Below are 19,562 nucleotides of genomic sequence, written 5' to 3'. Positions count from 1 at the left end.
GCCGCGTGCGACCGCCCTCTTTAGAACGCGCTGCGGAAAATCTCCTCGATCTGGCGCTGATCGGCGCGCCGCGGGTTGGTCAGCCCACAGGCGTCCTTCAACGCATTGGTGGCCAGCAGCGGAATGTCTTGCAGCTTGGCCCCCAGCTCGCGCAAGCCGGCCGGGATTTCAACCTCCTGGGCCAACGCACGGATGGCGGCGATGGCGGCCTGGGCGCCCTCTTCGGGCGTGATGCCCTTGATGTCGGCGCCCAAGGCGCGCGCCACGTCGCTCAAGCGCTTGGCGCAGACGCTGGCGTTGAAGCTTTGTACGTGGGGCAGCAACACCGCGTTGCACACGCCATGGGGCAGGTCGTAAAGGCCGCCAAGCTGGTGGGCCATGGCGTGCACAAACCCCAGGGACGCATTGTTGAACGCCATCCCGGCGAGGAATTGCGCGTAGGCCATGTTTTCCCGCGCGACCTTGTCGCTGCCGTCGCGTACCGCCAGGCGCAGGTTGGCGCTGATCAGTTCGATTGCCTTGATCGCGCAGGCGTCGGTGATCGGTGTGGCGGCGGTCGACACGTAGGCCTCGATGGCGTGGGTCAACGCGTCCATGCCGGTGGCGGCGGTCAGGCCCTTGGGCATACCGACCATCAGCGTCGGGTCGTTGACCGACAGCAGCGGCGTGACGTTGCGGTCGACGATGGCCATTTTCACGTGGCGGGTTTCGTCGGTGATGATGCAAAAACGCGTCATCTCACTGGCAGTACCGGCGGTGGTGTTGATGGCCACCAGCGGCAGTTGCGGCTTGCTGGATTGATCAACGCCTTCGTAGTCGCCGATGTGCCCGCCATTGGTGGCGCACAAGGCGATGCCCTTGGCGCAGTCATGGGGCGAACCGCCGCCCAGGGAGACCACGAAATCGCAGTGGCCGTGCTGCAACAGCGCCAGGCCTTTCTCGACGTTTTCCACATTGGGGTTGGGCTTGGCGCCATCGTAGATCACCGATTCGATGTCCTGCATCGCCAGCTTCTCGGCGATCATGCTGGCCACGCCCGCTTTGGCCAGGCCCGTGTCGGTGACGATCAGCGCTTTGCGAAAGCCGTAATTGCGGATGGCAACCATGGCTTCGTCGAGGCAGTCGGTGCCCATGATGTTGACGGCGGGAATGAAGAAGGTGCTGCTCATGGCAAATCCTCAGAGGCGTTATGCCTACAGAATCAACCTGATTTGGCCGCGGCATCTTGATCAGGATCAACGCCAGCTCGTGATAAAGTCACCACCCAGCCGATTTCGAGTAGACCCGCCGCAATGAAGGATTTCCAGGATATTGACGCCCACCTTGAAGACTGGAGCGCGCTGCGCAGCGCTGTCGACTTCAGTGGGATTCTGATCGGCAACGGCGCGAGCCGGGTGATTTGGGAAGACTTTGCCTACGACTCGCTGTTTGAAAACGCCCGCACCGTCGAAGAAAAACCCCTCAGCCAATCCGAGCTGAGTGTGTTTGACGCCCTGCAAACCCGCAGCTTCGAGCAAGCGCTGGGCGCACTGAAAACCACCAGCCGGGTCAACAAGGCGCTGGCGGTCAGCTCGGCGGCGCCGCGTAATCGCTACTACGCGATCAAGGAAGCGCTGATCAATACCATCCACGCCGTGCATATTCCGTGGCGCCTGGTGCAGCCGTCCACGCTGGCGACGATCAATGCGGAACTGGCCCACTACGCCACCGTCTTCACCACCAACTACGACCTGCTCAACTACTGGGCCATCCTGCACACGCCGGGCATCGATGACCTGTTTCGCAGCGCCGACTCAAGCTTCGACCTGCGTAACACCCGCACCGATGCCACGCGCATCCTCTACTTGCACGGCGGCCTGCACTTGGTGCGCAACCTCGACGGCACCGCGCGTAAATTGCCGTCCACCGACAGCACCTTGCTCAGCAGTTTCGCGATCAATAACACGATCAAGACCCTGGACGACGTGCCGCTGTTTGTCAGCGAAGGCAAGGTGGAAGAGAAGCTCAAGACCATCCGCAGTTCGGACTACTTGTCGTTCTGTTATGAGCAGTTGCTGACCCATACGGGCGCGCTGTGCATTTTCGGCCACGACCTGGGGCCGCAGGATAAGCACTTGGTGGATGCGCTTTGCCAGGCCAGGATCACGACCCTGGCAATTTCGGTGTCGGGGCGCAGCGACGGGTTTATCCGCCAGCAGAAGCGCCGGTATTCAGAGTTGTTTGAGGGCAGCGGTGTGGAGTTGAAGTTTTTTGCGGCGCGCACCCATCCGTTGGGTAATTCGGCGCTCTCGGTGCCGGTCGAGCGCTGATCCCCCGAACAAAGAAGATCAAAATGTGGGAGCGAGCAAGCCCGCTCCCACACTGACTGTATTCCAACCTGGAAACACGGTCATTCTTCTGAGCTGTGCACCACCACCAACAACTGCGCCTGCACCTCGCCCACCGAGCGAATTCGGTGGGGTTTTTGCGCATTAAAGTGCAGCGCATCACCCCGATTCAGGATTACTCGTTCGCTCATGAAATCCACTTCGACCTGGCCTTCATGCACGAACAAAAACTCCTCCCCAACATGCTCCTTGAAGGTCTTGTCAGTGAACTGCGCCGGCGGGTAGATGATGAACGGCAGCAAGCTGCGCTCACTCACCTGATGGGCCAGCACCGCATAACCTGGCGCGGTGTCGGGCCGCTCGTGGCTGCGCACCAGGCTGTAGCTGTCGAGGCTGACGCTGTCTTCGCTGAACAGCTCTTCGACCTTCACGTTCAGCGCCTTGGCCAGCTTCAACGCGGCCGCGATCGACGGCGTGTTGAGCCCGCGCTCAACCTTGGACAGGTAACTCTTGGTCATCCCGGATTTTTCGGCCAGGGCTTCAAGGGTCACGCCAAGTTTTTTTCTCAATAATTTCAAACGGATAGACATGTGCTGCGTTTAATCCATGCAGAAAAGCCAAGGCTGCGCTTGCCAATGACACAAAGTGTCATATAGCATCTTTAGTGTCATTTGCGTTCACCCAACGACCTTGCGAGCAGCGGGAGAGCAGCAAACCCGACGTCCATTGAACCACCCAAGGGACACCGATATGGCCAAGACATTAGCACTCCCTAAAGACCAACTGGTCAAGCAAGCACTGATGCAGATGCAAAACACCCTGGCGGATAATACGTGGACCGACCGGCAAAAGCTGGCGCTCACGTGCCGCATCCTGTTCGAGCACGGTCACGACTCTGGTCTGGCCGGGCAGATCACCGCCCGCGGGCCAACGCCTGGCACCTATTACACGCAGCAATTGGGCCTGGGTTTTGATGAGATAACCGCCAGCAATTTGCTGCTGGTCAATGAGGACCTGGAGGTTTTGGAAGGCCACGGCATTCCCAACCCGGCCAACCGTTTTCACACCTGGGTGTACCGTGGGCGGCCGGATGTGAACTGCATCATCCATACGCACCCCACGCATATCGCCGCACTGTCGATGCTCGAAGTGCCCCTGCAGGTGTCGCACATGGACCTCTGCCCGCTGTACGAAGACTGCGCATTTTTGGAGGCCTGGCCGGGTGTGCCGGTGGGTAATGAGGAAGGCGAGATCATCACCGCTGCGTTGGGCGACAAGCGTGCGATTTTGCTCTCGCACCACGGCCAGCTGTCCACCGGGGCGAGTATCGAGGAAGCCTGCGTGATCGCGCAGTTGATCGAGCGTGCGGCCAAGTTGCAGCTGCTGGCGATGGCGGCAGGCACGATTAAACCGATCCTGCCGGAACTTGGCCGCGAAGCGCATGACTGGATCTCCAAGCCCAAGCGCCACGGCGCCGCGTTCAACTACTACGCCCGGCAGAACCTGCGACAACACGCCGATTGCCTGAACTGATTGCCCTTTTTCAAGCGGAGACTCTTTATGTCCAACCCCACTCTTCACGGCATCATCGGTTACACCATCACCCCGTTCAGCGCCGACGGCCAGCGCATTGACCTCGACGCCCTCGGCCGCTCCATCGACCGGTTGATCGACAGCGGCGTGCACGCCATCGCCCCGTTGGGCAGCACCGGCGAAGGCGCGTATTTGAGCGATGCGGAGTGGGATGAGGTCAGCGCCTACAGCCTGGCAAAGATCGCCAGACGCGTACCGACGGTCGTCAGCGTGTCAGACCTGACCACCGCCAAAGCCGTGCGTCGCGCGCGTTACGCCGAAGCCAATGGCGCCGATGTGGTGATGGTGCTGCCGGCCTCGTACTGGAAGCTCAGCGAAGCGGAAATCGTTGCCCACTACGCCGCGATTGGCGACAGCATCGGCGTGCCGATCATGCTCTACAACAACCCGGCCACCAGCGGCACGGACATGTCGGTGGACTTGATCCTGCGCATCGTCGAGCAGGTGGCGAACGTGACCATGGTCAAGGAAAGCACCGGGGATATTCAGCGCATGCACCAGTTGCGTCGTCACAGTGACGTGCCGTTTTACAACGGCTGCAACCCGCTGGCCCTGGAAGCGTTTGCGGCAGGCGCAAAGGGTTGGTGCACGGCGGCGCCAAACCTGATCCCGAAGCTCAACCTGGAGTTGTATAACGCGGTGTCGGCCAATGACCTGACACTGGCGCGGGAATTGTTCTATCGCCAGTTGCCGCTGCTGGAATTCATCCTCAAAGGCGGTTTGCCGGCGACGATCAAGGCCGGGTTGCGGTTGACCGGGTTGGAGGCGGGTGATCCTAGGTTGCCGGTGTTCCCGCTGAGTGAAGCCGGGATCGAGCAGTTGAAGACACTGTTGCGCTAGAACAGTGGTCCCCGTGGGAGCTGGCTTGCCAGCGCCCACATTTTGACTGAGTGCATCGGTTACCTAGAGACAAATGACAATAGTTCTCGATATCATTCGCGGCTTTTCTACGTCGTGCTTCGTCAAGAAGGATATCCATGTCTCGTCCCAAGCCCGACCCGTTGTCGGCCGATGCCTTTCGCGGGTTTTATGCAGACATTCTGTATTTCCTGCGCAAACGCACGGACAACGCCAGCGACGCGGCGGACATGACCCAGGATGTCTTCACCCAATGGCTGGACTACCGCGACCGCGCCAAGGTCGAGCAGCCACGGGCGTTTCTGTTCCAGATGGCGCGCAATTTGCTGCGCGATCACTGGCGTAAACAGAAGGTACGGCAGAGCGTCCACTCAGACCCGGCCTCAAGGGACGCCGAGCCGGTCACCGACGAGCAAAACGACCCCATGGCCGCCGCGCAACGCTTGCAACGCCTGGAACAGTTGAAAGAAGTCCTCGCCGAGCTCTCGCCCCGCAGGCGAGAAGCCCTTATGCTGCACCGCTTCGAAGGCCTGAGCCAGGCGCAGATCGCCGAGCGCATGGGCATTTCGACCAGCATGGTGGAAAAGCACATCGCCTTGGCGCTGCTGCATTGCAAGCGACGCCTTCAACACGAACCCGGCACGGAGCAGCCAGAATGAACCGCCTGAGCGACCTTGACGCGCTGGACATCGAAGCGAGCGACTCCATCGATGCCCAAGCCGCCAGCTGGTTTGCCCGCAACCGCAGTCACATGGGGCGCGCCGACCGCAGGGCCTTTGCTGCCTGGCAGGCCGAACCCGCCCATGCGCGTGCCTATGCTGAGTTCGAGCAACTGTGGGCCGACCTCGCCCAGTTGCAGCAATTGAACAAACCGGTGCCGTTGCCCAAGCGCAAGCCGTCGCTCTGGCGCCCTGCCCTGGCGGTGGCGGCCGCGCTGGTGTGCGCCGTGCTGGCCACACCTATCGGCGCACCGCGCGAGCTTTATCACAGCCAGGTTGCCGCGCATGCCAAAGGCATGCGCACCCTGAACCTGCCCGATGGCAGCACCCTGTACGTGAATGCCAACACACGCCTGCGCGTGGATTTCAGCGCCCACCAACGCATCCTTCACCTAGACAAGGGCCAGCTCTACATCGACGTCGCCGCCGACAAGGAACGGCCGCTGTACGTGCAAGCCGGCGAGGCGAATGTGCGGGTGGTCGGCACCGGTTTCGATGTGCGGCGCAGCCAGCAGCAGCTGGTGGTGAGCGTCGCCCATGGCCAGGTGGCGTTCGAGCCCGACAGCAAAAGCCCGGTGAGCGTGCTCGGCGCTCAACAACGCGCTATCTACAGCTACGCCAAGGGCACAGTGCAACAACAAACCCTGAGTGCTGAAGAAGTGGCGGACTGGCGCAGCGGGCACCTGTCGTTTCGCAATCGCGACCTCGCCAGCCTGATCGACGAGCTGAGCCTCTATCGGCCGCAGGCACCGCTGCAGGTCAGCAAATCAGTGGCACACCTGAAGGTCTCGGGCAATCTGGATGTGAATGACCCGGACGCCCTGCTCAACGCACTGCCTGCCCTGCTGCCGGTGAAAACCGTGGCCTCGGCCGATGGTGTGGTGAGAATCGAACCCATCAAGTAAGACCGGCACAGCCACACTTGAGAATATTTTGCATTCGCATGTGTGGTTTTTTTGGCCTGCCCCGTCTTCCTCCCGACTGTGTTTGATACGCACACCTTTTTGGCTATTTAGCCACCCCGGGGGATTTCATGTTTCGCGCGCCTTGCCACGCTTCGCACCTGTTTGTTCGACCGACGCTGATTGCCACCTGCCTGGCGTTCAGCCTCAATGCCCAGGCCGAGTCTTTCGAGCTGCAACTGCCCGCCCAGTCGCTGGCCACGTCCCTGAGCCAAGTGGCGCAGCAGGCGAAAATCCAGCTGCTGTTCGATGAAACACTGCTCAAGAACGTGCAGGCGCCGGCGCTCAATGGCGACTTCACCCCTGAAGTGGCGATTCGCAGCCTGCTCAAAAACGGCGAGTTCACCCTGATCAAGGTTGGCACCACCTACGTGGTGCGCCCCGACGAGGGCAAAACCACCCAGAGCAGCGCCATTCAGCTGGACGCACTCAGCGTGATCGGCACCGGTAACGAAGTCGACTCAAGCACCGTCAACCGCTCCACCCTCAGCCAGGCCGACATCGACCGCTACCAGTCCAATAACATCCCCAGCCTGTTGCAGACCTTGCCCGGCGTGAGCCAGGGCGGTTCGCTCAAACCCGGTGGCCAGACCATCAACATCCGTGGTTTTGGCGATGCCGAAGATGTGCCGATGACCGTCGACGGCGCCACCAAAAGCGGCTTTGAGCGCTACCAGCAAGGCACGGTGTTTATCGAGCCCGAGCTGATCAAGAGCATCGAGGTGGAGAAAGGCCCCAACTCACCGTTCACCGGCAACGGCGGCTTTGGCGGCACGGTCAACATGACCACCAAAGATGCCCCGGACCTGCTCCAGGACGGTCGCAACAGCGGCGCGATGCTCAAGTACGGCTACTCCAGCAACGACCACGAACAGGTTTACAGCGGTGCCGTGTATGGCCGCACCGACGACGGCCGTTTCGATGCGCTGGCCTACCTGACCCAGCGCGACGGCGGCGACATGAAAGTCGCCGCCAAGCTGCCCAACGACAACAACGAATACCCGGTCAACCCGCAGCGCCTGCCCAACAGCGCCCAGGATGTGGACGGCAAGTTGTTCAAGGTCAACGCCCACTTGACCGAAGAACACAGTGTCGGGCTTTCCTATTCGCGTTCCCACAGCAACCGCTGGACACCGTTTTCTGCTGCCAGCTACCCGACGCCGCCGACCCAGGCCAACATCGATCGCTACGGCTACGAAGGGGCGTTGAAGCGTTTTTTAGCCCAACGTGACACCGTCGACACCACCTGGTCGGGCAAGTATGAATACCAGCCGGTGGACAACCCGCTGGTGGACCTGACCGTCAAATATTCCCAGTCCAACACCGACCAGACCGACGAGCGCGACGCCACGGCGTTTTTCCAGCTGGCCACCGGCGGGCGCAAGATGGACACGTCCTACACCGACAAAAACCTCGACATCCGCAACGTCAGCCTGTTTGACACCGGGCCCTTGCAGCATGCCGTCACCGTGGGTGGGCAGATCCGCAAGCACATCCGCGAAACCGAGATGTGGATGCCGGGCACCACCTACAACACGGCGCGCTACAACTACGGGCATTTCCAGCCGGGTTTCATGCCCCACGGCAAGGTCGATACGCAGAGCTTGTTTGTCCAGGATGCGGTGACCGTGGGCGATGTGACCATCACCCCGTCCCTGCGCTACGACCACGTGCGCAACCGCGGCGAAGGCAACGATGCGCCGTACTACAACAACCCGGACCCGTCGTTCGGCCACGATTACAGCGACCGCACCTACACCGGCTGGTCGCCACGCCTGGCGTTGTTCTGGAACGTCACGCCGAACCTGGGGTTGTTCGCCAACTGGAGCAAAACCTGGCGCGCGCCGGTCATCGACGAGCAGTATGAAGTGCAAGGCCTGGGCAGCCGCACTGCCACCAGCGTCGACCTCGACCCGGAGCGCATCACGTCGATCACCGTGGGCAGCGTCGTCAGCTTCGATAACCTGATCGCCCACGACGACAACCTGCAAGTGCGCACCACGCTGTTCCACAACAAAGTCGAAGACGAAATCTTCAAGGCCACCGGCGTCGGCTGCCAGAACCAGGCCGTCAACGGCGGCACGATTTCCAGCGCCTGCCCGGCCGGGGCGATGCCCAATTACCGCAACATCGGCGGCCTGACCATCAAAGGCTTTGAACTCGAATCGTTCTATAACTCCACCTACCTGTTCGGCTCGGTGTCGTTCGCCTACGCCAAAGGTGATCACCAAGGCGCCTACACCAACCCATGGGGGCCGGATGTGGCGGCACGTGACATTCCACCGACCAAATGGGTGCTGGTGCTGGGCACCAATATTCCCGCCTGGGATGCCCAGGTGGGCTGGATAGGCCAGTTCGTCGGCGCCACCGACCGCTTGCCCAGCGACACATACTCCGGCGGGCCGGGCAGCAGCGTGGGCGACTTGTTCTATGACCAGTACGGTAACAAGGCCTACAACACCCAGGGACTGTTCGCCAAATGGAAACCGCAGCAGGCTTACCTGAAAGGCACCGAGGTGAATTTCACCGTGGACAACCTGCTCAACAACGACTTCCGCCCGGCCCTGAGTGGCGACCGTGCCTACACCAAAGGGCGCGATGCGAAGATCAGCATTACGCGGTTCTTCTAAGGTTAGGCGCTGCGGGTGTCTGGGTTAGTCTGCACGACCGAGGCGAGCCCTTCGCAGCCTCGCTAAAGCTCGACAGCTCCCACATGGGTCTCCATTTGCTCGCGATCTTCGGTGGGCGCTGTCGAGGCTGCGAAGGCGGCGGCACTGCCAACCCGAGCGTTTGCAACTGTACGGATAAATCCGCACGCAGCTGTAGGCCAGCAATCGGCGAGGGTTGTGGCTAGATGGGCTTCCCTTGAAGCCCTCTCGATTCGGGTCCCCATCATGAGCTCGCGCGAAAACACCGGCATGGCCCTCGGCCTGCTGGGCGTCATCATCTTCAGCCTCACCTTGCCGTTCACCCGCATCGTCGTGCAGGAAGTCCATCCGTTGCTCAACGGCCTGGGCCGCGCCTTGTTCGCGGCGATTCCGGCGGCGGCGCTGTTGCTGTGGCGCCGCGAACGCTGGCCCACTTGGCGCCAGGTGCGCGGGCTGTGCCTGGTGATAGCTGGCGTGATCCTCGGTTTCCCGGTGCTCTCGGCCTGGGCCATGCAAACCTTGCCAGCCTCCCATGGCGCGCTGGTCAACGGCCTGCAGCCGCTGTGCGTGGCGCTGTATGCGGCGTGGCTGTCCCATGAGCGGCCGTCAAAAGCCTTCTGGGCCTGTGCGGCGCTGGGCAGTGCATTGGTGTTGAGTTACGCGTTGATCACCGGTGCCGGCAGTGTCCAGGCCGGTGATTTGCTGATGCTCGGCGCGATTGCCGTGGGCGGCCTGGGGTATGCCGAAGGTGGCCGCCTGGCCAAGGAAATGGGCGGCTGGCAGGTGATCTGCTGGGCGCTGGTGCTGTCGACGCCGGTGTTGATCGGCCCGGTGTGGTACCTGGCGGCGCAGCATCAAGGGGCGATTTCCACGCGTGCCTGGTGGGCGTTTGGTTACGTGTCGCTGTTCTCGCAGTTCCTGGGGTTCTTCGCCTGGTACGCCGGGTTGGCCATGGGCGGTATTGCGCGGGTCAGCCAGATCCAGTTGCTGCAGATCTTCTTCACCATCGCGTTTTCAGCGTTGTTTTTTGGCGAGCATATCGAGCCGATCACCTGGCTGTTTGCCTGCGGGGTGATCGTGACGGTGATGCTGGGGCGCAAGACGGCGGTGCAGCCCGCGCCTGCCGCCAAGGTGAACGCAATCTGATGTGAAGGCACGCGTGTGTGGGAGCTGGCTTGCCTGCGATGCAGACAACTCGGTCTATCAGAAAACCGAGGTGACGCCATCGCGGGCAAGCCCGGCTCCCACAGGGGCTCTGTGTTTAATTCAAAAAGCCATCCGCGCGCAGCAGGGTTTCCAGGCAGTGTTCGCTGATCTGGTAGAACGCCTTCAGCGCCTGGATTTTCTCCAGCAACTGCGCGTTGTCCACCGGCTCGCTGCGCTTGATCGCCAGGATCATCTTGTTCTTGTTGGTGTGTTCCAACGAGATGAACTCGAACACCTTGGTCTCATAACCGCAGGCCTCAAGGTACAGCGCACGCAGGCTGTCGGTGACCATTTCCGCCTGTTGGCCCAGGTGCAGGCCGTATTGCAGCATCGGCTTGAGCAGCACCGGGCTCTGGATCTGCAGGCGAATCTGTTTGTGGCAGCACGGCGAGCACATGATGATCGACGCGCCCGAACGAATACCGGTGTGGATCGCGTAATCGGTGGCAATGTCACAGGCATGCAGCGCAATCATCACGTCCAGGTCGCTCGGCGCCACGCTGCGCACGTCACCGCACTTGAACACCAGCCCCGGGTGTTCCAGGTGTGCGGCCGCGCTGTTGCACAACGTCACCATGTCTTCGCGCAGTTCCACGCCAGTCACGTCGCCCTCGGCCTTGAGGGTGTTGCGCAGGTAATCGTGGATGGCGAAGGTCAGGTAACCCTTGCCCGAACCGAAATCGGCGACGCGCACCGGCTGGTCCAGTTTCAGCGGCGACGAGGTCAGCGCATGGCTGAACACTTCGATGAACTTGTTGATCTGCTTCCACTTGCGCGACATCGACGGGATCAGCGCCTGCTTGGCGTCGGTCACGCCCAGGTCGGCGAGGAATGGCCGGCTCAGGTCAAGGAAGCGATTTTTCTCGCGGTTGTGCTCGGCGGACGGCGCCTCACGCAGTTGCTGGGGCTTGCTTTTGAACAGCGAGCTTTTGTTCTTCTTGCTGTATTCCAGCTGGGCTTCGTCGGTCAGCGCCAGCAAATGCGCATTCTTGAACGAGGTAGGCAGCAGCGCGGCAATCGCTGCCACGCCCTCGGCCAGCGGCAAGTTCTTGGTGATATCGCGGGTCTTGTAGCGGTAGACGAAGGACAGGCAGGCCTGCTCCTTGACCTCGACCGGCTTGATGATCAGCCGTTGCAACTCGGCTTCTTCACCCACGTACTTGGCCAGCACCAGCTTGATAAACGCTTTCTGCGCCAGGCTTGCGCTCAGCAGTTCGATGAACTGGGCGTGATGATCCGGCGCAGGGCGGGCAGGTTGAGCGGTGACGGACATGAACAAAAACGCCTCGGGCTGGGAATGCCGGGCATTTTAGGGGGGATGAAGGTTTAGGGCACGGGGTTATTTGATCAACGGTCGACTCGTCCAGCCCGCACAGTTCCAAATGTGGGAGGGGGCTTGCCCCCGATGGCAGTGTGTCAAGCAACTCATTTGGAGCTGATACACCGCAATCGGGGGCAAGCCCCCTCCCACATTTTTTGCTTCAGTGATGTTTGGGTTATTCGAGTACGACCAGGCGGTTGGGCAGTTCATTACGGGTTTGCGTCACCGGCACATGCACCTTGAGCAACTCGCCGCAGGCCTCGATGCACGCAATAAACCCGGTCAACGTCTGCCCCTGTTTCACTTGCTGGGTGAACGCCTTGACGATGGTGTCCCAACTGCTGTCATCCATCCGCTTGGAAATGCCCTCGTCCACCAGGATTTCCACATAGCGCTCCGCCTCGCTGACAAAAATCAGCACCCCAGTGCCGCCCAGCGTGTGGTGCAGGTTCTGCTCCAGAAACTGGCGGCGCGCCAGGTTCGACGCGCGCCAATGCCGCACTGAACGCGGGATCAGACGCGTGGTGACTTTCGGCAGGCGAAACACCAGGCACAACACGATAAACGTCGCCCACTGTGCCAGCAGCAAGGTGTACATGGTCAGGTAGCCCGACAGGTAATGCACGATGCCAGGCACCACCAGGGCGATCAGACTGGCCCAGAGCAGCGGGATGTACGCGTAATCATCGGCACGCGCCGCCAGCACGGTGACCAGTTCGGCATCGGTGGTTTTTTCGACCCGAGCGATCGCCTCAGCGACCTGGCGTTGCTCGTGTTCACTCAGTAGTGCCATGGTTGTAGATGCCTCTTTCTAGTTATTGTCATTACCAGCCACCCGAGGCCCCGCCACCGCCAAAACCACCGCCGCCGCCTCTGAAGCCACCACCGCCGCCGCCCCCGCCACCGCCGCCGCGCCCACTGCTGCTGAGAATCGCCAGCAGGATAGCGCCAACGGGCAGGCCCAGCCGATTACACAGCCACAACACACCGATCAACAGGATGAACAAGCCGATGGAAAACCCCGGATTATCCTTGGCGAAATTTGCATCCGCCACATGCGCCGGCACGGCCAGCGGCTCGCCGCCCACCACCTGCACCATCGCCGCAACACCGTCGCTGATGCCCTGGCTGTAATTGCCGGCCTTGAACTTGGGCGCGATCACCTGGTTGATGATCACCCACGACTGCGCATCGGTCAGCACACCTTCGAGGCCATAGCCGACTTCGATGCGCAACTTGTGCTCATCACGGGCGACGATCAACAGCGCGCCATTGTCCTTGCCCTTCTGCCCGATGCCCCACTGGCGACCCAATTGGTAACCGTAGTCTTCAATGGGCACGCCTTGCAGGTCGGGCACGGTGACCACCACGATCTGGTCGCCCGAGGTTTGCTCCAGCGTCTGCAACTGCTGGGTGATCTGCGCGCGGGTTGCCGGGTCGATCATCTGGGCGCTGTCCACCACCCGTCCGGTCAAGGCCGGGAACGTCAATGCCGCCTGGGCGGCACCCACGCAGGCCAGCAACCACAGCGCCAAGCCTATCCGTAATAAACGCATCGACACCTCAGAGAAGCCTTATTTGAACTTCACTTGCGGCGCTTTATCGGCATCGGCGCTGGTGGCTTCAAACGTGGCGCGGATCGGCAAGTCGCTGTACATCACGCTGTGCCACAGGCGGCCAGGGAAGGTACGGATTTCGGTGTTGTAGGCCTGCACGGCCTGGATAAAGTCACGGCGAGCCACGGCAATGCGGTTCTCCGTACCTTCAAGTTGCGATTGCAGGGCCAGGAAGTTCTGGTTGGCTTTCAGGTCCGGGTAGCGCTCGGACACCACCATCAAACGGCTGAGGGCGCCGCTCAAACCATCCTGGGCTTGCTGGAACTGCTTGAGTTTTTCCGGATTGTCGAGGGTGCTGGCATCCACCTGAATCGAGGTGGCCTTGGCCCGCGCTTCGATCACGGCGGTGAGGGTATCTTGCTCATGGGCTGCGTAGCCCTTGACCACTTCCACCAGGTTGGGGATCAGGTCGGCGCGGCGCTGGTACTGGTTCTGCACCTGGCCCCAGGCCGCCTTGGCCTGTTCATCCAGAGTCGGAATGGTGTTGATGCCGCAACCGCTCAGCACAGTGCTGATCAATAGCAAAGCGGCGGCTTTCAAGCCCCAGCGGTAACCTTGTGCTGCTTGCATGGTGTTTCTCCTGCCCAAACTTGATGGAAGATGACGACTAACCCTTTAAACCACGCGCTTGGGGCATAATCCGCCGCCACCACTGGATTGCATTGAGCCAATCAGCTAAAAAGATGCCCAGCGCGAATAAGAGTTCATAAGTGTCGTGCATTTAGTGCAATAACACTCGAACAACAACATATGTTCCCCACATTTTGGCAGAGCGGCGCATTTTCGCTGTGCAGTAGCCGAAAAAGGATATTCATGAAGAAGCTGTGTTTGCTCGGCCTTGTTGCCACGCTGGCCACTCACCCCGTCTGGGCAGAAACAAAGCCTGCTGCGCTTAAAGACAAGGACGCCTTTGTCAGCGACCTGCTCAAGCAGATGACCCTGGATGAAAAGATCGGCCAATTGCGCCTGATCAGCATCGGCCCCGAAATGCCCCGCGAGCTGATCCGCAAGGAAATCGCCGCCGGCCGCATCGGCGGCACCTTCAACTCGATCACCCGCCCGGAAAACCGTCCGATGCAGGACGCGGCCATGCGCAGCCGGTTGAAGATTCCGATGTTCTTCGCCTATGACGTGATCCACGGCCACCGCACGATCTTCCCGATCAGCCTGGCCCTGGCCTCCAGCTGGGACATGGACGCCATCGGCCGCTCCGGGCGCATCGCCGCCCAGGAAGCCGCTGCCGACAGCCTCGACATCACCTTTGCACCGATGGTCGACATCTCCCGCGACCCACGCTGGGGCCGTACATCCGAAGGCTTTGGCGAAGACACCTACCTGGTCTCGCGCATTGCCGAGGTCATGGTCAAGGCCTTCCAGGGCGCCAGCCCCGCCAATGCCGACAGCATCATGGCCAGCGTCAAGCATTTCGCCCTGTACGGCGCGGTAGAAGGCGGTCGCGACTACAACGTGGTCGACATGAGCCCGGTCAAGATGTACCAGGACTACCTGCCGCCGTACCACGCGGCAATCAAGGCCGGTTCCGGCAGCGTGATGGTGGCGTTGAACTCGATCAACGGCGTGCCCGCCACCGCCAACACCTGGCTGATGAACGACTTGCTGCGCAAGGACTGGGGCTTCAAAGGCCTGGCCGTCAGTGACCACGGCGCGATCTTCGAGCTGATCAAGCACGGCGTGGCCAAGGACGGGCGTGAAGCGGCCAAGCTGGCGATCAAGGCCGGCATCGACATGAGCATGAACGACTCGCTGTATGGCAAGGAATTGCCCGGGCTGCTCAAGTCCGGCGAAATCGAACAGAGCGACATCGACAACGCCGTGCGCGAAGTGCTCGGTGCCAAGTACGACATGGGCCTGTTCAACGACCCGTACCTGCGCATCGGCAAAGCCGAAGATGACCCGGCCGACACTTATGCCGAGAGCCGCCTGCACCGCGCCGACGCCCGTGATATCGCACGGCGCAGCCTGGTGCTGCTGAAAAACCAGAACGACACCCTGCCGCTGAAAAAGTCCGCGACCATCGCGCTGGTCGGCCCGCTGGCCAAGGCCCCTATCGACATGATGGGCAGCTGGGCTGCCGCCGGTAAGCCTGAACAATCGGTGACCCTGCTCGACGGCATCAATGCCGTGATCGGCGAAAAAGGCAAAGTGATCTACGCGCGTGGCGCCAACATCACCAACGACAAGGCCGTGGTCGACTACCTCAACTTCCTCAACTTCGATGCGCCGGAAGTGGTGGATGACACCCGCCCAGCCCAAGTGCTGATCGACGAAGCGGTGAAAGCGGCGAAGGATGCTGACGTGGTGGTGGCGGCCGTAGGTGAGTCGCGTGGCATGTCCCACGAATCCTCGAGCCGCACCGATTTGAACATCCCGCAAAGCCAGCGCGACCTGATCAAGGCCCTCAAAGCCACCGGCAAACCGTTGGTGCTGGTGCTGATGAACGGCCGCCCACTGTCGATTCTCGACGAGAACCAACAAGCCGACGCGATCCTCGAAACCTGGTTCGCCGGCACCGAAGGCGGCAACGCGATTGCCGACGTGCTGTTCGGTGACTACAACCCGTCGGGCAAGCTGCCGATCACCTTCCCACGCTCGGTGGGGCAGATTCCGACCTACTACAACCACCTGAGCATTGGCCGGCCCTTCACGCCGGGCAAGCCGGGCAACTACACCTCGCAATACTTCGATGACGTCACCGGGCCGCTGTTCCCGTTTGGTTATGGCCTGAGCTACACCACGTTCAGCCTGTCCGACATGGCGCTGTCGTCCACGACCCTGAACAAGACCGGCAAGCTCGACGCCAGCGTCACGCTGAAAAACACTGGCAAGGTCGACGGCGAAACCGTGGTGCAGCTGTATATCCAGGACGTGGCCGGCTCGATGATCCGCCCGGTGAAGGAGCTGAAGAACTTCCAGAAGGTCATGCTCAAGGCCGGTGAAGAGCGCACGCTGCACTTCACCATCACCGAAGAGGACCTGAAGTTCTACAACACCCAGCTCAAATTCGCCGCGGAACCGGGCCAGTTCAATGTGCAGATCGGGCTGGACTCCCAGGATGTGCAGCAGCAGACGTTCGAGTTGCTGTAATACGTGCAGCCCCCTCTTCGTGTGAGAGGGGGCTTGCGCCCTTCCCCGTCTCAGTCAGTAAAAAGTCAGCGTTCCCTCCCCGCTTCAAGCCAAGTCCTACATCACGCTCCCGGCCTACTCACGCACGCTATTGACCCGAAATAACTGTGCAGGTGTGTGGACCATGTCGCCCCCGAAAACCGTTCGAGCGCCCGCAACACAGGCGCCCGCTCAATCACCATTCAAGCCAACGGCTGTCGCCCTCTGTGTGCTCGGATGCCTGTCGAGCCTGTCGGTTCAAGCAACCAGCTACGTCGAACAAGGCCGCTTGCACGATGCAGCCAGCTGGCACAGTCCAGAGTTCAACAAAGACTGGGGGCTGGGTGCGATCGGTGCCGACGACGCCTACGCCAGGGGGTTGAGCGGCACAGGCGTGCGGGTAGGGGTTTACGATTCTGGAACCGATGTGCGCCACCCTGAGTTTGCCGGCAAGCCCCATTCCGGCGTGCGCCTGGCCGACCCTGGCTGCATGAGTGAGACGGTGCTGGCCGATGGCTGCTTTTTCAGCGAGGGTGAGCGTTCCGCGGTGAACGTCATCGACTCACTGCCTCCCGAAGCCTTGCTTGGCCTGGAGGAGGCCATTGCCAATGGCGACATCACCCGCGAAGAGCTTGATAACTATCTGAAAAATGTGAGCACTCAGTACAACGCTCACGGCACTCACGTTGCCGGCAGGATAGTCGCCAACCGTGATGGCTCTGGCATCCAGGGCGTGGCCTACGGCGCCCACATGAGTGCCGTGCGCAAATTCAGTAACAGTTACCTTGGTGGGCCTGGTTTAAGCCCTTTCAGCGTCACCAACGTGACGCCTGCGGCCGTGAGCATGGCCTACGCGCAACTGCACGAACAGCAGGTACGCGTGGTCAATCACAGTTGGGGCACACCTACGCCCCTGGTGGGCGAGGCAGAACTCGACGCCTTCCTGGCCGAGATAAATCAATATCAAGAGCTCAAGGCCACAGCCGAGGGTGCGATCAAATACGGCATGCTGCAGGTATGGGCAGCGGGCAATACCGACACGGCCAACGCCTCGCCCCAAACAGCACCGTTTACCGGCGTCCATTCGAGCCTGCCCCGCGCAATCAAGGCGCTGGAGCCCTATTGGCTGACCGTGGTCAACCTCGATCAAAGCCTGACATTGAGCGATCGCTCCTACCGTTGCGGCTTCAGCAAAGACTGGTGCCTGGCCGCACCCGGAACGAATATCACCTCAGCCTGGGTGTCGGGTTCGATCACCACCGAAAACCACCATGACGCCGACGGCGAGGTCGATGGTTTCAAGGTGACCGGCGACAATCCCGCGTTCAACTACCTCACCGCCTCCGGCACCTCCATCGCCGCCCCGCACGTGACCGGCGGGCTGGCCCTGCTGATGGAACGCTTCCCCTACCTCGACAACCCGCAAATCCGCGACGTGTTGCTGACCACCGCCACCGACCTGGGCGAGCCTGGCGTAGACGACGTCTATGGCTGGGGCCTGATGAACCTGAAAAAAGCCATCGATGGCCCCGGCCAACTGCGGGTCGACACTGTGGTCAACATGGACCGCCCCGCCGGCGGCGCCAGGGTCTGGCAAGGCGGCGCCTGGGACGACTGGCGTAACGACATCAGCGGCCCGGGGCACCTGGAAAAAACCGGCATCGGCTGGCTGCGCCTGAGCGGCAACAACAGCTTTGCCGGCGTCACGCTCAAAGAGGGTGTTCTGGAGCTGGACGCCACCAATAACCTCAAGGGTGACGTTAACCTCGAAGGCGGTCTGCTGCGCCTGAATGGTTTGCTGGCCGTCGAGGGCAACTACCAACAGGCAGCCGGTTCAACCCTGATGACCGGGCTGACCAGCCAAACGGCCCAGGCCACATTGCAGGTCCAAAATCAGGCGTCCATCAACGGCGGCTCGTTGTACCTGAGTGCGCAACCCAACCACTATTACCTGGGCCAGCGTTACAGCATCCTTCAAGCCCAAGGTGAGTTGAATGGCGAATTTACCTCGGTAGACCGCCGCGAGTTCTCGCCTTTCCTCAGCGTTTCCCAGGTCAAGCAAGGCAATCACTTGCTGGTGGAGTTTGGCCGCGGTCAGTCACTGGCATCCGCGGCGCAGACTGCCAACCAACGCGCCGTCGCCCATGCTGCGGATGCTGAAACCCAACCCTCGCCGCTGCTGCAACGCCTGACCGCGCTGTTTCCCGAGCAGGCACCTGCAGCCCTGGACTCGTTGAGCGGCGAACTGCATGCCAGCACCCAAGCGGTGCTGATTGAAAACAGCCGTGTCGTGCGCCAGGCCGCACTCGACCGTCAGCGCCTGGCGCAAGACAGCCGCGACGCCGCACTCGACGCCAAGAACCAAGGCATCTGGGTGCAACTGCCGCGTCAATCCGGCCAACTCGCAGGCGACAGCAACACCACGCGCACTCACCACAACGGCACGGACCTGCTGTTGGGGTTCGACCACACGCTGGAGCAAGGCACTCGCGTGGGCGTAGTAGCCGGCAGCGGCCGCAAGGAGGTGAGGGCCGGTTCGCGTGGCAAAGCCAGCGTCGACACCTACCAATTGGCCCTGCACGCCGGCCACACGTGGGACGCGTTCGGCGTGTATGGCGGCATCGCCTATGCGCACCATGAGATCGAGACAACACGCCGCGTCAGCTTCCCCGGCGTCGACAACCGCCTGACCGCCACATACGCCAGCCGCACCGTGCAGGCGTTTGCCGAGGCCAACTACAGGTTCAGCCATGCCTTCTGGGACTGGCAGCCGTACCTGCAACTGGCCAATGTGCAACAGCGCAGCGAAGGCTTCAAAGAGCGCGGCGGCATGGCTGCACTGAAGGGCAAACGCTCGAAGAAAAACGTCAACCTGACCACCGGCGGTGTGCGGGTCAACCTCGACCTGGGCAAGGCGCAGATCGGCCCGTCATGGTTGAGCCTGCGTGGCGGCCTGGCTTATACCCATGCAAGCGGCGACCTGCAACCGACCACTCAGGCCGCCTGGGACGGCGGCCGCGTGATGAGCGTCAGCGGCGCGCCGTTGGATCGCCTCAGCACCCGCCTGGAACTGGGCGCCACCGCGCGCCTGAGCCGCGACAGCACGTTGGACTTGGGCTTCAGCCAACAGCGCGGTGAGCGCACGCGCGACCAAAGCCTTACGGCGCAGTACAGGTTGCAGTTTTAGTC

General features: G+C 61.5%; 15 protein-coding genes. 9 read left to right on the top strand and 6 right to left on the bottom strand.

Annotated elements, in window-relative coordinates; genetic code table 11:
- Positions 1 to 20 precede the first annotated feature (20 nt).
- Entirely contained in the window at positions 21 to 1,169 is a 1,149-nt protein-coding gene (yiaY, locus tag ABWL43_RS07055; protein ID WP_404487293.1) for an L-threonine dehydrogenase, read from the bottom strand.
- A 123-nt stretch (positions 1,170 to 1,292) separates the two neighbouring features.
- Here yiaY and ABWL43_RS07050 point away from each other — a divergent pair, with 123 nt between their 5' ends.
- Positions 1,293 to 2,309, top strand: a complete 1,017-nt coding sequence (locus tag ABWL43_RS07050) for a DUF4917 family protein (protein ID WP_404487291.1) — start codon at positions 1,293 to 1,295, stop codon at positions 2,307 to 2,309.
- A gap of 80 nt (positions 2,310 to 2,389) precedes the next feature.
- Here the strand turns inward: ABWL43_RS07050 and ABWL43_RS07045 are convergent, their stop codons facing one another.
- The gene (locus ABWL43_RS07045) at positions 2,390 to 2,917 is read right to left on the bottom strand and encodes a helix-turn-helix domain-containing protein (protein ID WP_145162825.1); all 528 of its coding nucleotides are present in this window, start codon (positions 2,915 to 2,917) and stop codon (positions 2,390 to 2,392) included.
- Positions 2,918 to 3,077: 160 nt separating this feature from the next.
- On the opposite strand from ABWL43_RS07045, the gene ABWL43_RS07040 reads away from it, so the two are divergent.
- The 6 genes from ABWL43_RS07040 to ABWL43_RS07015 all read left to right on the top strand — a co-directional run bounded on the left by ABWL43_RS07040 (position 3,078) and on the right by ABWL43_RS07015 (position 10,253).
- Positions 3,078 to 3,860, top strand: a complete 783-nt coding sequence (locus ABWL43_RS07040; protein ID WP_145162823.1) for an aldolase — start codon at positions 3,078 to 3,080, stop codon at positions 3,858 to 3,860.
- A 27-nt stretch (positions 3,861 to 3,887) separates the two neighbouring features.
- The gene (locus ABWL43_RS07035; RefSeq protein ID WP_404487289.1) at positions 3,888 to 4,760 is read left to right on the top strand and encodes a dihydrodipicolinate synthase family protein; all 873 of its coding nucleotides are present in this window, start codon (positions 3,888 to 3,890) and stop codon (positions 4,758 to 4,760) included.
- 137 nt (positions 4,761 to 4,897) lie between these two features.
- A complete protein-coding gene (locus ABWL43_RS07030) occupies positions 4,898 to 5,437 on the top strand; it encodes an RNA polymerase sigma factor (protein WP_262208724.1) in 540 nt (179 codons plus the stop codon).
- Positions 5,434 to 6,402 carry a FecR domain-containing protein gene (locus ABWL43_RS07025; protein WP_262208726.1) on the top strand — a complete coding sequence of 323 codons (969 nt, stop codon included), beginning with the start codon at positions 5,434 to 5,436 and terminating at the stop codon, positions 6,400 to 6,402. Before ABWL43_RS07030 ends, ABWL43_RS07025 begins: the two co-directional genes overlap by 4 nt.
- Before the next feature lie 128 nt (positions 6,403 to 6,530).
- Entirely contained in the window at positions 6,531 to 9,089 is a 2,559-nt protein-coding gene (locus ABWL43_RS07020; protein WP_404487286.1) for a TonB-dependent hemoglobin/transferrin/lactoferrin family receptor, read from the top strand.
- 264 nt (positions 9,090 to 9,353) lie between these two features.
- Positions 9,354 to 10,253, top strand: a complete 900-nt coding sequence (locus tag ABWL43_RS07015) for a DMT family transporter (protein ID WP_145162815.1) — start codon at positions 9,354 to 9,356, stop codon at positions 10,251 to 10,253.
- A 115-nt stretch (positions 10,254 to 10,368) separates the two neighbouring features.
- Here the strand turns inward: ABWL43_RS07015 and ABWL43_RS07010 are convergent, their stop codons facing one another.
- The 4 genes from ABWL43_RS07010 to ABWL43_RS06995 form a co-directional block, all read right to left on the bottom strand.
- Positions 10,369 to 11,586, bottom strand: coding sequence for a class I SAM-dependent methyltransferase (locus ABWL43_RS07010; protein WP_404487284.1), 1,218 nt, complete (start codon positions 11,584 to 11,586; stop codon positions 10,369 to 10,371).
- A gap of 223 nt (positions 11,587 to 11,809) precedes the next feature.
- Positions 11,810 to 12,427, bottom strand: coding sequence for a TPM domain-containing protein (locus ABWL43_RS07005; RefSeq protein WP_242194151.1), 618 nt, complete (start codon positions 12,425 to 12,427; stop codon positions 11,810 to 11,812).
- Between the two features lie 31 nt (positions 12,428 to 12,458).
- Positions 12,459 to 13,190, bottom strand: a complete 732-nt coding sequence (locus ABWL43_RS07000) for a TPM domain-containing protein (protein ID WP_404487282.1) — start codon at positions 13,188 to 13,190, stop codon at positions 12,459 to 12,461.
- 18 nt (positions 13,191 to 13,208) lie between these two features.
- Entirely contained in the window at positions 13,209 to 13,820 is a 612-nt protein-coding gene (locus ABWL43_RS06995; RefSeq protein WP_106577060.1) for a LemA family protein, read from the bottom strand.
- A 243-nt stretch (positions 13,821 to 14,063) separates the two neighbouring features.
- Here ABWL43_RS06995 and bglX point away from each other — a divergent pair, with 243 nt between their 5' ends.
- Both bglX and ABWL43_RS06985 read left to right on the top strand, forming a co-directional pair.
- The gene (gene bglX, locus ABWL43_RS06990) at positions 14,064 to 16,355 is read left to right on the top strand and encodes a beta-glucosidase BglX (protein ID WP_106577061.1); all 2,292 of its coding nucleotides are present in this window, start codon (positions 14,064 to 14,066) and stop codon (positions 16,353 to 16,355) included.
- Between the two features lie 307 nt (positions 16,356 to 16,662).
- Positions 16,663 to 19,560 carry a S8 family serine peptidase gene (locus tag ABWL43_RS06985; protein ID WP_404487281.1) on the top strand — a complete coding sequence of 966 codons (2,898 nt, stop codon included), beginning with the start codon at positions 16,663 to 16,665 and terminating at the stop codon, positions 19,558 to 19,560.
- Positions 19,561 to 19,562: the final 2 nt, after the last annotated feature.

This window comes from Pseudomonas sp. HT11 (assembly GCF_044875395.1).
Classification (GTDB): Bacteria; Pseudomonadota; Gammaproteobacteria; order Pseudomonadales; family Pseudomonadaceae; genus Aquipseudomonas.
The sequence above is the reverse complement of the archived record's forward strand: the minus strand, read 5'-3'. Positions and strand labels throughout refer to the sequence as shown.